This window comes from Variovorax sp. 160MFSha2.1, assembly GCF_048305075.1.
GTDB lineage: Bacteria > Pseudomonadota > Gammaproteobacteria > Burkholderiales > Burkholderiaceae_C > Variovorax > Variovorax guangxiensis.
This window is the reverse complement of record NZ_CP157624.1, coordinates 5,978,143-5,991,433: the sequence shown is the minus strand read 5'-3', so window position 1 is coordinate 5,991,433 and position 13,291 is coordinate 5,978,143. Positions and strand designations below refer to the sequence as shown.

General features: G+C 67.3%; 14 protein-coding genes and 1 riboswitch. Of the genes, 9 read left to right on the top strand and 5 right to left on the bottom strand.

What is annotated here, in order from left to right; genetic code table 11:
- Positions 1 to 10: 10 nt before the first annotated feature.
- Both phaP and ABL838_RS27610 read right to left on the bottom strand, forming a co-directional pair.
- Positions 11 to 511 carry a TIGR01841 family phasin gene (phaP, locus tag ABL838_RS27615; RefSeq protein ID WP_126023703.1) on the bottom strand — a complete coding sequence of 167 codons (501 nt, stop codon included), beginning with the start codon at positions 509 to 511 and terminating at the stop codon, positions 11 to 13.
- Positions 512 to 680: 169 nt separating this feature from the next.
- A complete protein-coding gene (locus ABL838_RS27610; protein WP_418122845.1) occupies positions 681 to 1,313 on the bottom strand; it encodes a hypothetical protein in 633 nt (210 codons plus the stop codon).
- Positions 1,314 to 1,430: 117 nt separating this feature from the next.
- Positions 1,431 to 1,499: riboswitch (S-adenosyl-L-homocysteine riboswitch) on the top strand.
- A gap of 64 nt (positions 1,500 to 1,563) precedes the next feature.
- On the opposite strand from ABL838_RS27610, the gene ahcY reads away from it, so the two are divergent.
- From ahcY to ABL838_RS27590, 4 genes are all read left to right on the top strand, one after another.
- Positions 1,564 to 3,003: an adenosylhomocysteinase gene (gene ahcY / locus ABL838_RS27605; protein WP_126023700.1), complete on the top strand. Its 1,440-nt coding sequence runs from the start codon at positions 1,564 to 1,566 to the stop codon at positions 3,001 to 3,003.
- A gap of 17 nt (positions 3,004 to 3,020) precedes the next feature.
- The gene (locus ABL838_RS27600) at positions 3,021 to 3,797 is read left to right on the top strand and encodes a TlyA family RNA methyltransferase (RefSeq protein WP_418122843.1); all 777 of its coding nucleotides are present in this window, start codon (positions 3,021 to 3,023) and stop codon (positions 3,795 to 3,797) included.
- Positions 3,798 to 3,807: 10 nt separating this feature from the next.
- Entirely contained in the window at positions 3,808 to 4,632 is an 825-nt protein-coding gene (gene metF, locus ABL838_RS27595) for a methylenetetrahydrofolate reductase [NAD(P)H] (RefSeq protein WP_184640871.1), read from the top strand.
- A 62-nt stretch (positions 4,633 to 4,694) separates the two neighbouring features.
- On the top strand, positions 4,695 to 5,309 hold the full coding sequence (locus ABL838_RS27590) for a septal ring lytic transglycosylase RlpA family protein (protein WP_418122841.1): 615 nt from the start codon (positions 4,695 to 4,697) through the stop codon (positions 5,307 to 5,309).
- Positions 5,310 to 5,332: 23 nt separating this feature from the next.
- Here the strand turns inward: ABL838_RS27590 and ABL838_RS27585 are convergent, their stop codons facing one another.
- Positions 5,333 to 6,286: a 23S rRNA (adenine(2030)-N(6))-methyltransferase RlmJ gene (locus ABL838_RS27585; RefSeq protein ID WP_418122839.1), complete on the bottom strand. Its 954-nt coding sequence runs from the start codon at positions 6,284 to 6,286 to the stop codon at positions 5,333 to 5,335.
- Positions 6,287 to 6,484: 198 nt separating this feature from the next.
- On the opposite strand from ABL838_RS27585, the gene rplM reads away from it, so the two are divergent.
- From rplM to mdtD, 4 genes are all read left to right on the top strand, one after another.
- Entirely contained in the window at positions 6,485 to 6,916 is a 432-nt protein-coding gene (rplM, locus tag ABL838_RS27580; protein WP_019656360.1) for a 50S ribosomal protein L13, read from the top strand.
- 12 nt (positions 6,917 to 6,928) lie between these two features.
- Positions 6,929 to 7,321 carry a 30S ribosomal protein S9 gene (gene rpsI / locus ABL838_RS27575; RefSeq protein ID WP_126023695.1) on the top strand — a complete coding sequence of 131 codons (393 nt, stop codon included), beginning with the start codon at positions 6,929 to 6,931 and terminating at the stop codon, positions 7,319 to 7,321.
- 186 nt (positions 7,322 to 7,507) lie between these two features.
- Positions 7,508 to 7,873: an iron-sulfur cluster insertion protein ErpA gene (gene erpA, locus ABL838_RS27570; protein WP_019656358.1), complete on the top strand. Its 366-nt coding sequence runs from the start codon at positions 7,508 to 7,510 to the stop codon at positions 7,871 to 7,873.
- Between the two features lie 78 nt (positions 7,874 to 7,951).
- Positions 7,952 to 9,379, top strand: a complete 1,428-nt coding sequence (gene mdtD, locus ABL838_RS27565) for a multidrug transporter subunit MdtD (RefSeq protein WP_126023694.1) — start codon at positions 7,952 to 7,954, stop codon at positions 9,377 to 9,379.
- Between the two features lie 5 nt (positions 9,380 to 9,384).
- Here mdtD and ABL838_RS27560 read toward each other — a convergent pair whose 3' ends face one another.
- A complete protein-coding gene (locus tag ABL838_RS27560; RefSeq protein WP_418122837.1) occupies positions 9,385 to 10,515 on the bottom strand; it encodes an anhydro-N-acetylmuramic acid kinase in 1,131 nt (376 codons plus the stop codon).
- 10 nt (positions 10,516 to 10,525) lie between these two features.
- Positions 10,526 to 11,872, bottom strand: coding sequence for a M23 family metallopeptidase (locus ABL838_RS27555; protein WP_126023692.1), 1,347 nt, complete (start codon positions 11,870 to 11,872; stop codon positions 10,526 to 10,528).
- Between the two features lie 184 nt (positions 11,873 to 12,056).
- Between ABL838_RS27555 and tyrS the strand changes: the two genes are divergently transcribed.
- Positions 12,057 to 13,265: a tyrosine--tRNA ligase gene (gene tyrS / locus ABL838_RS27550; protein ID WP_369660733.1), complete on the top strand. Its 1,209-nt coding sequence runs from the start codon at positions 12,057 to 12,059 to the stop codon at positions 13,263 to 13,265.
- Positions 13,266 to 13,291: the final 26 nt, after the last annotated feature.

Genomic DNA, 13,291 nt, shown 5'->3' with positions numbered 1-13,291 from the left:
CGCAAGCGTATTACTTGCGCTGCAGCATCTTCGTCACTTCGTCCACGTTCGCCTGGATGCGCTGGCGCACCACGTCGAAGGCATCGGCCTGCGACTTGGCGGCGAGGTTGGCCAGCTCCTTGATGTCGTCGATGGCGCGCTGGAACGACTGGCGGCCGAGCTCGTCGAGCTTGGCGAGGTTTTCCTTCGGGTCCTTGCCGGGCATTTCCTTGGCGGCGGTCTGCCACTCGGAGATGGCGCTCTTGATCATTTCCGTCTGCCGCTGCACGACGGTCTGCAGGCCCTTGTACGACTTCTCGTTGGCCTCCATCAGCGCCGCCAGGTCCTTGCGGCCGCTTTCCAGCAGCTTGCCGGCGCCACCGGTCAGGTTGAGGCTCTGCAGCCGGTCGGCCATGCCCTTCAGCGGATTGAGCATGTCCGCGGCATCGGGCGCCGCCTTCTTCGCGCCGGCGGTGCTGGTGCTGCTGCTGGCGGTGGTCTTCTTGGCGGCGGCTTTCTTGGCAGTGGCCATGGTGCGGAATCTCCTGTGACGGTGGACGTTTGGATGGCGAGGATCAGCCTGACGGCAAAAATCCCTCGCCACGATACGCCGCGCCGGTGCGCCGGAGGTCGCCGCAGCGACAAAAATGCCTGCGGGATTTCCCTTGGGTGCGTGCCCGCGTTCGTTGCCGGCTTCGGGGCTACATCGGCGGCGCGAAGCCGTTGCGCCCGGCCGTCACGCGCAAGGCCGTGGGCGTACCGTTCTTCTCCTGCGCATTGACCAGCACCCGGGCGCCGGGTACCAGCAGCGCATCGGTGCCGGGTCGGAAGGTGACCACCGGCACGTCGGGCGGCACCACGACGGTTTTCTCTCCACCCTTGTAGGTCAGGTGCAGCTGCTGGCCGCCGCGCACCGACTTCGGCGCCGCGGCCAGGTCGGCGACGGTGGCGTTGGTCATGGTGCTTTCGGGCAGCAGGTCCCATGGGCGATGGCCTTCGCCGGTGCCGCGCGCGGCCTCGGGGAACACGACCACTTCGAGCGCCTTCTGCGTGCCGTCGGCCTGCGGCATGGCGGCGGTGCCGATGAAGCTGCCGCGCCTGATGTCCGAAAGCTTGATCGGATAGACCTCGGATACCGACAGGTGAGCCGGGCGCGCGAGCGAGACGACCTCGCCGGTGCGGTCCTGCACGACCAGGGTGTTCGCATCGACGCGCACGAGAGTGCCGCGGATGCGGACGGTGTCGGCGCTCTGGGCGGCGGCAAGAACCGGCGCACCTATTGCACAGGACAGTGTCGTTGCGGCGAGCAGGATCGAAGTAAGCCTCTTGGACATGAACGGAAACTCCGTGGTTGGGGTGTCGGTCAATCTACGCCTCCATTGAATTGCATGCGTTCCGTGATGTGGGATGTCCTGCGATTGGCGTCGCCTTTGCCCCCGTCTACAATCCGCCGCTCCGAGGAGCGTTGCAGCGCCATCAGGCGTGAGGCTCGGACCACATCGCAACGACGCTCACCCGCTGTTCTTGCGGTGAGTCTTTTTCCGTACGCAGCGGCATCTTCAAACCAGTTTTGTTGGAGTTCCCATGAGCGCTGTTCTCAAACCCACCCCCGTTTCGACCGCCGACCAGGCGATCGCCGACCTGTCCCTCGCCGCCTGGGGCCGCAAGGAAATCCGCATCGCGGAAACCGAAATGCCCGGCCTGATGGCCATCCGCGAGGAGTTCTCGAAGTCGCAGCCGCTGAAGGGCGCGCGCATCACCGGCTCGCTGCACATGACCATCCAGACGGCCGTGCTGATCGAGACGCTGCAGGCGCTGGGCGCGCAGGTGCGCTGGGCCTCGTGCAACATCTTCTCGACGCAGGACCACGCCGCCGCCGCCATCGCCGAGAAGGGCACGCCGGTGTTCGCGATCAAGGGCGAGTCGCTCAAGGACTACTGGGACTACACCCACGCCATCTTCGACTTCGGCCCCAAGGGCTCGAAGGGCGAAGGCCCGAACATGATCCTGGACGACGGCGGCGACGCCACGCTGCTGATGCACCTGGGCCAGCGCGCCGAGAAGGACCAGAGCGTGCTCGCCAACCCGACCAGCGAGGAAGAGCGCATCCTCTACGCCGCCATCAAGGCCAAGCTGGCCGTCGACGGCACCTGGTACACCCGCAAGTCGGCCGAGATCATCGGCGTGACCGAAGAAACCACCACCGGCGTGCACCGCCTGAACGAAATGTCGGCCAAGGGCACGCTGCTGTTCCGCGCCATCAACGTGAACGATTCGGTCACCAAGAGCAAGTTCGACAACCTTTACGGCTGCCGCGAGTCGCTGGTGGACGGCATCAAGCGCGCCACCGACGTGATGATCGCCGGCAAGATCGCCTGCGTGGCCGGCTACGGCGACGTGGGCAAGGGCTCGGCCCAGGCGTTGCGCGCGCTGTCGGCGCAGGTGTGGGTGACCGAGATCGACCCGATCAACGCCCTGCAGGCCGCCATGGAAGGCTACAAGGTCGTGACGATGGAATACGCCGCCGACAAGGCCGACATCTTCGTGACCACCACCGGCAACCGCGACGTGATCCGCCACGAGCACATGGCCGCCATGAAGGACCAGGCCATCGTCTGCAACATCGGCCACTTCGACAACGAGATCGACGTCGCTTCGATCGAGAAGTACGAGTGGGAAGAGATCAAGCCGCAGGTCGACCACATCAAGTTCCCCGACGGCAAGAAGATCATCCTGCTGGCCAAGGGCCGCCTCGTGAACCTGGGCTGCGGCACGGGCCACCCGAGCTTCGTGATGTCGTCGTCGTTCGCGAACCAGACCATCGCGCAGATCGAGCTGTTCACCAAGCCCGACGCCTACCAGGCCGGCAAGGTCTACGTTCTGCCGAAGCACCTCGACGAGAAGGTCGCGCGCCTGCACCTGAAGAAGGTCGGCGCCATGCTCACCGAGCTGACCGACACGCAGGCCGCCTACATCGGCGTCGACAAGAACGGCCCCTACAAGCCGGACACCTACCGCTACTGAGCGGCGACAGCCAACGCATGCGCGCCGATCAGTTGCTGGTGGAGCGCGGCCTTGCCGCATCGCGTTCGCAGGCCGTGCGGCTCATTGCCGGCGGCTTGCGCTGGCGTGATGCGGGCTCGGGCGACGCGTGGCGCGACGTCGTCAAGAACAAGGACGATGTGCCCGAATCGGCCGAGCTCGAGCTGCTCGACGCGGCGGAAGCGCGCTACGTGTCGCGCGGCGGGCTCAAGCTCGAAGGCGCTCTGGCGGCGAGCGGTATCGACGCCGCCGGCAAGCTGTGCCTCGACGTGGGCCAGTCGACCGGCGGCTTCACCGATTGCCTGCTGCAGCGCGGCGCCGCCAGGGTGGTGGGCGTCGACGTCGGGCATGGGCAGCTGCATGCGCGGCTGCGCGAGGACGAGCGCGTGGTGGCCATCGAGGGCGTCAATGCGCGCGCTCTCTCGGCCGACGATCTGGGCGAGGAGGGCGAGTCGCGTTTCGACCTGATCGTGGGCGATCTGTCGTTCATCTCGCTCACGCTGGTGTTGCCGGCGGTGGTCGAGTTTCTGGCCGACGAGGGCCGCTTGCTGATGCTGGTCAAGCCGCAGTTCGAACTGCAACCGGGCCAGGTCGGCAAGGGCGGCATCGTGCGAGACGAGTCGATGTACGCGGTGGTCGAGAAGCGCCTGCGCGATGCCTGCGAGGCGCTCGGCCTGCGGGTGCTGCAGTGGTTCGACAGCCCGATCGCCGGTGGCGACGGCAACCGCGAGTTTTTCATTCATGCCGAGCGCGCCGTGCGCGCGAACGGTTCCTAAGGAGACGCAGGTGCGCCTTCCGTTGAGTTTCGAATTCTTCCCGACCAAGACGCCCGAAGGCGCGGTCAAGCTGCGCGCGGTGCGCCAGCAGCTCTATGCGCGCAAGCCGCAGTTCTGCTCGGTCACCTACGGCGCGGGCGGGTCCACGCACCAGGGCACCTTCGGCGCGGTGCAGGAGATCCTGGCCGAGGGCGTGGACGCCGCGAGCCACTTCTCGTGCATCGGCGCCACGCGCGCCACCGTGCGCGAGCAGCTCGCCGAGCTGAAGGCCATGGGCGTCAAGCGCCTGGTGGCCCTGCGCGGCGACCTGCCCAGCGGCTACGGCATCGGCGGCGAGTTCCAGTACGCGAGCGACCTCGTCGGCTTCATTCGCGAGGAGACCGGCCGCGACTTCCACATCGAGGTGGCCTGCTACCCCGAGATCCACCCGCAGGCCCGCTCGCCCGAGGCCGACCTGCAGGCCTTCGCCGCCAAGGTGAAGGCGGGCGCCGATTCGGCGATCACGCAGTACTTCTTCAGCCCCGAGGCGTACTTCCGCTTCGTCGACGACGTGCGCAAGCTCGGGCTCGACACCCCGATCGTGCCGGGCATCATGCCGATCACGAGCTCGACGCAGCTCATGCGCTTCTCCGACGCCTGCGGCGCCGAGATTCCGCGCTGGATCCGCCTGCGGCTGCAGGGCTTCGGCGACGACACGGCGTCGATCAAGGCCTTCGGCCTCGACGTGGTCACCGACCTGTGCGCGCGCCTGCAGGAAGGCGGCGCACCGGCGCTGCACTTCTACACGATGAACCAGTCGGCGGCCACGCTGGCTGTGCTGGAGCGCCTCGATTGAGAGGGCGCGCGGGGCTTCGGGCGGCGCTTGCCGCGGCGACCTGCGTTCTCGCGGGATGCGCCATGCCGCCTGCGACCGACGCCGAGGGCAACGCGAAATTGCTGCCCCTGCCTCGCGCCATCGCGGTGCCTCCGGGCGCGGCCGCGCGCTCCAGCGTTCCGGCGGTGCGCTATGACCTCGCTGTCTCGGGCACGGGCGAGCAGGCGCCGGACGACGGCGTGCCCGACGACGGGCTGCGCGAGATCTTCGAGCGCGGCGGCGCCTCGTGGTACGGCATCCAGTTCCACCAGCGCAAGACCGCCAGCGGCGAGCGCTTCGACATGACCGCCATGACGGCGGCGCACAAGACCCTTCCCTTCAACACGCGCGTGTGCGTTCGCAGCCTCGTCAATGGCAGCGAGGTGCTGGTGCGCATCAACGACCGCGGGCCCTATGCGGCAGGCCGGGTGATCGACCTGAGCCGCGCGGCGGCCGACCGCATCGGCCTGACGGGGCTGGGCATCAAGCAGGTGGCGCTGACGGTCGTCGACCGCGACGGCATGCGCTGCGGCGGCTTGCCGGTGGAAGCCGGCGATGCAGCGGCGCCGGCGGCGTCGAGCGAGCCGTCGCAGCAGCGGGCGCGGGCGCCGGTTCCGGTTCGGCGCAAGGTGGCGGTGCCGCCCCGGCGTCGCAAGTAAAAAGGTTGGGAGATTCGGCCGGCTCAGCCGCCCGAATCGAGCGAGAAGGCGGCGTTGCGGTCCTGGCCCAGGCGCTCCACCAGCTGCGGCAGTGCGGCCGCCAGCATCGGCTTCAGCGTGTAGGGCGGGTTGATCAGGAACATGCCGCTGGCCGGCAGGCCCGGCCGGTGCGTTTCACCCGAGGCGGCATCTTTCGTGATCTTGCTGGACTTGACCGTCAGCGTGGCGTGCAGCCACGACTTGCCGGCCTTGGTCGCCATCGTCTTGAGCCGCCGCGGCAGGTCGTGCGCCTCGGGGCGCGGAATGATCGGATACCAGACCGCGTAGGTGCCGGTGGCGAAGCGCTTGAGCGCCTCGGCCATGAAGTCGAGCACGCGCCCGTAGTCGGTCTTCATCTCGTAGCTGGGGTCCATCAGCACCAGCGCGCGGCGCGACGGCGGCGGCAGGAACTTGGTGGCGCTGCCGAAGCCGTCCTCGCGCAGCACGGCGATCTGGCGGCCGGCCTCGAGCTGGGCGATGTTGGCGTCCAGGGTGCGCGCGTCGGTGGGGTGCAGCTCGAACAGCTTGAGCTTGTCGTGGTCGCGCAGCAGGTGCTGCACGATGAAGGGCGAGCCGGGGTAGACGCGGGCGCCGCCCTTGGGATTGAAGTCGCTGATCACGCTCAGGTAGCGGGCAATGGCGTCGGCCAGCGGGGCTTCGGCCTCGGGTGCTGCCTTTTTGATAGCAGGCTTTGTCGCAGGAGCCGGCGTGGCGGGCTCTTTCTTGTCCGAAAGAAGGCGCAGGACGCCGTCTGCCGCCTCGCCGCTGGTGCCGGCGTAGTCGCCGTCCAGGCGGTAGAGGCCGGCGCCGGCGTGGGTGTCGACGACCGTCAGCGCTGCCTCTTTTTCGAGCAGATGGTCGAGCGTGGCAATCAGCACCGTGTGCTTGAGCACGTCGGCGTGGTTGCCGGCATGGAAGGCGTGGCGGTAACTGAACATAGGGGGAGGATGGTAACGGTGTTGGGGCTGGATACGGGCGAATTTGCCCGCCCAGGGCCATTCTTCGTATAATCGCGGGCTTCGCAGCGTTTTTGTGGCCCCGCGGCGAAGACTTCGAAACCCACCTAAGAGATTCCCGTCAGAGGAACGCCGACCGTGGAAAAGGGCCCGCCAAACCCTCTTTTCAAGAGAAAACTCATGACCAAAACGTTCAGCGCAAAGCCCGCTGACGTGACGCACGAGTGGTTTGTGATTGACGCGACCGACAAGGTCCTCGGACGAGTAGCCAGCGAAGTTGCTCTCCGTCTGCGCGGCAAACACAAGGCCATTTACACGCCTCACGTCGATACCGGTGACTTCATCGTCATCATCAACGCATCGCAACTGCGCGTCACCGGCGCCAAGTCCATCGACAAGGTGTACTACCGTCACTCGGGCTACCCGGGCGGTATCACGGCGACGAACTTCCGCGACATGCAATCGAAGCACCCGGGCCGCGCCCTGGAAAAGGCTGTCAAGGGCATGCTGCCCAAGGGCCCGCTCGGTTACGCAATGATCAAGAAACTCAAGGTGTACGGTGGTGCTGAGCACCCGCACGCCGCCCAGCAGCCCAAGACGCTGGAAATCTAAGGAGCCTTGAGAATGATTGGTGAATGGAACAATGGCACCGGCCGTCGCAAATCGAGCGTCGCCCGCGTGTTTCTGAAAAAGGGCTCGGGCAAGATCACGGTCAACGGCAAGGACATCCAGGATTTCTTCGGCCGTGAAACCTCGATCATGATCGCGAAGCAACCCCTCGCGCTGACCAACAACCTCGAAACCTTCGACGTGATGGTCAACGTGCACGGCGGCGGCGAATCGGGCCAGGCCGGCGCTACCCGCCACGGCATCACCCGCGCGCTGATCGACTACGACGCAGCGCTGAAGTCGGTGCTGAGCCAGGCTGGCTACGTCACGCGCGATGCACGTGAAGTCGAACGTAAGAAGGTCGGTCTGCACTCCGCCCGTCGCCGCAAGCAGTTCAGCAAGCGCTGATCCGCTTCCTGCGAGCGAACAAGAGCCGCCTTCGGGCGGCTTTTTCGTTGGAGGCCCCTGGTACCGGGTTGCTCCGACCCCACTTGCAATGGGGTGCGAGCCGGCCATGGCCTGCCGGAATCGCGTCATTGCAGTAGGATTCGTCCCATTGGCCGCACATCCGGCCCCCCAAGGAGTTATTAGCCCATGAGCGCCGTAGCCGAAAACATCCAGACCCAGATGCCCGAGCCGATCATCTTCACCGACAGCGCGGCAGCCAAGGTGGCCGACCTGATCGCCGAAGAAGGCAATCCCGACCTCAAGCTGCGCGTGTTCGTGCAGGGTGGCGGCTGCTCCGGCTTCCAGTACGGGTTCACCTTCGACGAGATCACCAACGAAGACGACACCACCATGACCAAGAACGGTGTGTCGCTCCTCATCGATGCCATGAGCTACCAGTACCTGGTCGGCGCAGAGATCGACTACAAGGAAGACCTGCAAGGCGCCCAGTTCGTGATCAAGAACCCGAACGCCACCAGCACCTGCGGCTGTGGGTCGAGTTTCTCGGCCTGATGCCTGGATGCCGCTGACCAGCCTCCCCCCAAAAAGCCGCCTTCGGGCGGCTTTTTCGTTCCCGTTTCCTTTCGCGCCATGACGACTCCCGAGGCTGAGCCCGCCGATCAACCCGTTCGCAGGAGCCTGCTGTGGCTCGTGGCCGTCGGCTTCTTCATGCAGACGCTCGACGCGACCATCATCAACACGGCGCTGCCCGCGATGGCCGCGAGCCTGGGTGAGAGTCCGCTGCGCATGCAGTCGGTGGTGGTGGCCTACGCGCTCACCATGGCGATGCTCATCCCCGCCTCGGGCTGGATCGCCGACCGCTTCGGCACCCGGCGCATCTTCTTTTCGGCCATCGTGCTGTTCGCGCTGGGCTCGGTGCTGTGCGCGCTGTCGCACAGCCTGGGCCAGCTGGTGGCGGCGCGGGTGGTGCAGGGGCTCGGCGGAGCGCTGCTGCTGCCTGTCGGGCGGCTGTCGCTGCTGCGCACGGTGCCGCGCGGGGAGTTTCTCCAGGCGATGAGTTTCGTGGCCATCCCGGGGCTGATCGGGCCCCTGCTGGGCCCCACGCTGGGCGGGTGGCTGGTGCAGTACGCCTCCTGGCACTGGATCTTCCTGATCAACGTGCCCGTGGGGCTGGCCGGTTGCATCGCCACGCTGAAGTACATGCCCGACCTGCGGGGCGCGGCGCTCAAGCGCTTCGACAGCGTGGGCTACGCGATGCTGGCCTTCGGCATGGTGGCGATTTCGCTCGCGCTCGACGGCGTGGGCCTGCGCCAGGGCGGGGTGATGGTGGTGCTGATCTTCGGCTTCGCGAGCATCGCCGGCTACTGGCTGCGCGCCGCGCGCACGCCCGAGCCGCTGTTCGCACCCTCGCTCTTCCATGTGCCCACGCTCAGCATCGGCCTGATCGGCAACCTGTTCTCGCGGCTGGGCAGCAGCTGCATGCCCTTCCTGGTGCCGCTGCTGCTGCAGGTGTCGATGGGCTACTCGCCGGTGCACGCCGGGCTGATGATGCTGCCGATCGCGCTGGCCGGCATGGCCATGAAGCGCTTCGCCACGCCGTTGATCACCCGCCATGGGTACCGCAAGGTGCTGGTGGTCAACACCATCCTCGTCGGCTGCACCATGGCCAGTTTCGGGCTCACGGCGCCGGGCCAGCCGATGGCGCTGCACGTGCTGCAGCTGCTGGCCTTCGGGGCGGTCAATTCGCTGCAGTTCACGGCCATGAACACCATCACGCTGAAGGACATGGACGGCAGTACGGCCAGCAGCGGCAACAGCCTGCTGTCGATGGTGCAGATGCTCGCGATGAGCATGGGCGTGGCCGCCGCGGGCGCGGTGCTGGCGGGCTACAACGGTGTGTTCGGCACCGACACGCCGGCCCACACGCTGGACGCCTTCCAGGCGACTTTTGCGACCATGGGGCTCATCACGATCGCTTCCGCGCTCATCTTCTGGCATCTGCCATCTGAAGTGCGTGCGCCGCACCCGGCGCAACCGGAGGTTTCCGGCCAGGGCTGATCGGGTCAGGCGGGGTAGATCGTGCCCAGCACCCGGGCGCCGCGCGCGCCGGTCACGCTGGCGAGGTTGCCCGGCTCGCGGCGCACCGTTGCGCGGGCAAGCCAGGCGAAGGCGGCGGCCTCGACCTGCAGGGGCGGCAGCCCGTGATCGGTGGAAGCCGCGACCGTCACGCCTGGCAGCAGGGCGCGCATCCGGGCGAGCAGGTGGTCGTTCAGCGCGCCGCCGCCGCAGACGATCAGCAGCTTGCTATCTTTTCCGTAGCTCTTGAGGTCCGCCGCGCAAGCATGCGCGGTCAGTTCGGCCAGCGTGGCCTGTACGTCTTCGGGCGCCATGGCCGCGGTGCCGAGCTGCGCGGCCAGCCAGTCGGGGTTGAACAGGTCGCGGCCGGTGCTCTTGGGCGGGGTCCGGGCGAAATACGGGTCGGCCAGAAGCTGCGCGAGCAGGCCGGGCAGTACCTTTCCACTGGCCGCCCACTGGCCGCCGCGGTCGAAGGGCTGGCCCTGATAGGCCTGGCACCAGTGGTCCATCAGCGCGTTGCCGGGGCCGCAGTCGAAGCCGAGCACCGTGGGCGCGCCTGCCGGCCGGTTGGTGGCCGGCAGCAGGCTCAGGTTGGAAATGCCTCCGATATTCAGCACCGCAACCGTCTCGTCCGGCCTGCCGAACAGCGCGCGGTGGAATGCCGGCACCAACGGTGCGCCTTGGCCGCCGGCCGCGAGGTCGCGGCTGCGGAAGTCGGCCACCACGTCGATGCCGCTCAGCTCGGCCAGCAGCGAGGGATTGTTGATCTGCAGCGTGTAGCCGACTTCGTCGAACTCGAGCGGCCGGTGCCGCACGGTCTGGCCGTGCGCGCCGAGGGCGGTGATCGCGCCGGCATCGGTGCCGCTGTCGGCCAGCAGCTGGGCGACGACGCCGGCGTAGGCGCGGGCCAGGCCGTTGCCGGCCAGTGCCGCGCGGTGGAGTTCGTTGTCGCCCGGCGTGTTCAGCGCCAGCAGCTCGGCGCGCAATGCCACCGGAAACTGGGCTGTGGCGTAGGACTTGACCGCGATGCGGCCGCCCGAAAAGTCGGCGAGCACGCCATCGACGCCGTCGAGCGAGGTGCCCGACATGAGGCCGATGAAAAGCTCCTCGGCCGCCATCGCCGGGAGGTCAGTCGGCGCTGGCCTGGATGACGGAGAAGGCCGCGGCCAGCTCGGTGCGCGCGCCCACGGCAACGCGTTCGAAGGCAGGACGCATGGCAGCGGTGATCGGAGCACCGCCTTCCTGTGCGATGGAGGCTGGGTCCTGGTAGACGCCGCCCACGCGGAATTCGAAGTGCAGGTGCGGGCCGGTGGCCCAGCCGGTGGAGCCCACCGCGCCGACCGTCTGGCCCTGGCTCACCGCTTGGCCGGCCTTGACGTCGATGCGGCTCAGGTGAGCGTATGCCGTCTGCTGGTTGTTGCGGTGGTTGATGATGACGATGTTGCCGTAGCCGTTCTGCGTGCCGGCGAAGTCGACCGTGCCGTCGCCGACCGAGCGCACCGAGGTGCCGGTGGGCGCCGCGTAGTCGATGCCGTTGTGCTGGCGCCAGCTGTTCAGGATCGGATGCATGCGCATCGCGAAGCCACTGGACACGCGCGAGAACTCGACCGGCGTCGCCAGGTAGGCCTTGCGCAGGCTGTCGCCGTTCGGGCGGTAGTAGCTGCCCTTCTGGCCCGCGCCGGGGGGCTGGAACCAGACGGCCTGGTGGATCTTTCCGTTGTTCTCGAACTCGGCCGACAGCACGCGGCCGCTGCGCAGCGCCTGCCCGTCGGCTTCGAAGGTCTCGTACACCACGGCGAAGCGGTCGCCCTTGCGCAGGTTGCGCACGTCGACGTCGCCCGCGAAGATGTCCGCGAGCTGGCTGGCCACTGCGTCGGGGATGCGCGAGTCGTCGGTGGCGGCGAAGAGCGAGGTGCGGATGGTGCCGCTCGCCAGGCGCGTGCCGGGGGTGAGCGAATCGCGCTCGGTGACGCCCGAGAAGCCGGTGGGCGTGCGCTCGATGACGAAGCGCTTGAAGCCGCCGTCGCCGTCGGGAATCCAGCGGGCGCTGAGCTTCTTGAGCTGGTTTTCCTGCGTGGCCTCGGCCGTCACGGTGCGGCCGGCGCGCGAGAAGAGCGCGTTGCGGGCCTCGACGCTGCCGCGCACGAAGGCGGTGGCGGCCGGGTCGGAAATGCCCAGGCGCTTCATGAGCGCATCGGCCGTGTCGCTGGAGCGGGTGACGTCGGTGCGGAAGAGGGTGAAGCTGAAGTTCTCGAGCGATTCGCTCTGGTCGGCGAACGAGACGGGCGCCGTGGCTTCGAGGATCTGGTGGACGGGGAGGTCGGATGCGTCGGGGCCCAGGGAGGCCACCGCGAGGGTGCCGGCGCTCAGCAGCGCGCCCGCGATGATCGCGGTGATCTGCCTGGGGTACGTCCGGAATGTGTAAGCCACGCGGGAAGCGAGAAGCTCCTCGGCGGCAAGGATGCCGTTGATCAAACTATGAATTCCAGCTCAGGTTCTGCAGGTCCGTGCTGCAAGGCCCAGTAACGTTCAGGGCGGCAGGAGACGGTGCGGAAAGAGCGCCGCTTAGAATTCGGCGCTAGAAAAGTCGGGCTGAGTATAGCTTCGGCACCCCAAAAATCAGCTAAAAAAGCCCGTAAAGGCCGATTCTGTTACATCCATGAGCCTCTCGAATAGTGTAGGACGCGCGCTCGAAATCTCCCTCCGGGGCGCCGACGAGCTGCTGCCGCAGGACGAATGGGTGCGCAAGCTCCAGCGCTCCGAAGCCACCGGAACCCCGCTGCGCATCAAGCTGGGCCTGGACCCCACCGCGCCGGACATTCACGTCGGCCATACCGTGGTGCTCAACAAGATGCGCCAGCTGCAGGACCTGGGCCACCGGGTGATCTTCCTGATCGGCGACTTCACCACCACCATCGGCGACCCCTCCGGCCGCAACAGCACCCGCCCGCCGCTCACCCGCGAGCAGATCGAGGCCAACGCCCAGACCTACTACAAGCAGGCCAGCCTGGTGCTGGACCCCGAGAAGACCGAGATCCGCTACAACTCCGAATGGAGCGACCCCCTGGGCGCCCGCGGCATGATCCAGCTGGCCGCCAAGTACACGGTGGCCCGGATGATGGAGCGCGACGATTTCAACAAGCGCTTCAAGGCCGGCCAGTCGATCTCGGTGCACGAATTCCTGTACCCGCTGATGCAGGGCTACGACTCGGTCGCGCTCAAGAGCGACCTGGAGCTGGGCGGCACCGACCAGAAGTTCAACCTGCTCGTCGGCCGCCATCTCCAGCAGGAATACGGCCAGGAACCGCAGTGCATCCTCACTATGCCGCTGCTGGAAGGGCTCGACGGCGTCGAGAAGATGTCCAAGAGCAAGAACAACTACATCGGCATCAGCGAAGACGCCAACACCATGTTCGCCAAGGTGCTGTCGATCTCTGACGACCTGATGTGGCGCTGGTACACCCTGCTGAGCTTCCAGTCGCTGGAGCAGATCGCGGCGCTGAAGGCCGAGGTGGAGGGCGGGCGCAACCCGAAGGACGCCAAGGTCGCGCTGGCCAAGGAAATCACCACCCGCTTCCACAGCGCGGCGGCGGCCGATGCGGCCGAGCAGGACTTCATCAACCGCAGCAAGGGCGGCGTGCCGGACGAGATTCCGGAGGTTTCGCTCTCGGGCGCCCCGCTGGGCATCGCCCAGGTGCTCAAGCAGGCGAACCTCGCGCCCTCGACCTCGGAAGGCAACCGCCTGATCGACGGTGGCGGCGTGCGCATCGATTCCGCCGTGGTCAGCGACAAGGCGCTGAAGCTGCCTGCCGGCAGCTACGTGGTTCAGGTCGGCAAGCGCAAGTTCGCGCGCGTGACCCTGAGCTGATCGCCCTTCGGGGCGACCTGCTCGAT

Coding starts and splice junctions, on each gene's coding strand:
- ABL838_RS27560 (WP_418122837.1), bottom strand. CDS start 10,515: ATGGCGGCCGAGGAGCTTTTCATCGGCCTCATGTCGGGCACCTCGCTC.
- ahcY (WP_126023700.1), top strand. CDS start 1,564: ATGAGCGCTGTTCTCAAACCCACCCCCGTTTCGACCGCCGACCAGGCG.
- ABL838_RS27600 (WP_418122843.1), top strand. CDS start 3,021: ATGCGCGCCGATCAGTTGCTGGTGGAGCGCGGCCTTGCCGCATCGCGT.
- rpsI (WP_126023695.1), top strand. CDS start 6,929: ATGATTGGTGAATGGAACAATGGCACCGGCCGTCGCAAATCGAGCGTC.
- tyrS (WP_369660733.1), top strand. CDS start 12,057: ATGAGCCTCTCGAATAGTGTAGGACGCGCGCTCGAAATCTCCCTCCGG.
- ABL838_RS27610 (WP_418122845.1), bottom strand. CDS start 1,313: ATGTCCAAGAGGCTTACTTCGATCCTGCTCGCCGCAACGACACTGTCC.
- phaP (WP_126023703.1), bottom strand. CDS start 511: ATGGCCACTGCCAAGAAAGCCGCCGCCAAGAAGACCACCGCCAGCAGC.
- ABL838_RS27585 (WP_418122839.1), bottom strand. CDS start 6,286: ATGTTCAGTTACCGCCACGCCTTCCATGCCGGCAACCACGCCGACGTG.
- rplM (WP_019656360.1), top strand. CDS start 6,485: ATGACCAAAACGTTCAGCGCAAAGCCCGCTGACGTGACGCACGAGTGG.
- erpA (WP_019656358.1), top strand. CDS start 7,508: ATGAGCGCCGTAGCCGAAAACATCCAGACCCAGATGCCCGAGCCGATC.
- mdtD (WP_126023694.1), top strand. CDS start 7,952: ATGACGACTCCCGAGGCTGAGCCCGCCGATCAACCCGTTCGCAGGAGC.
- ABL838_RS27590 (WP_418122841.1), top strand. CDS start 4,695: ATGCCGCCTGCGACCGACGCCGAGGGCAACGCGAAATTGCTGCCCCTG.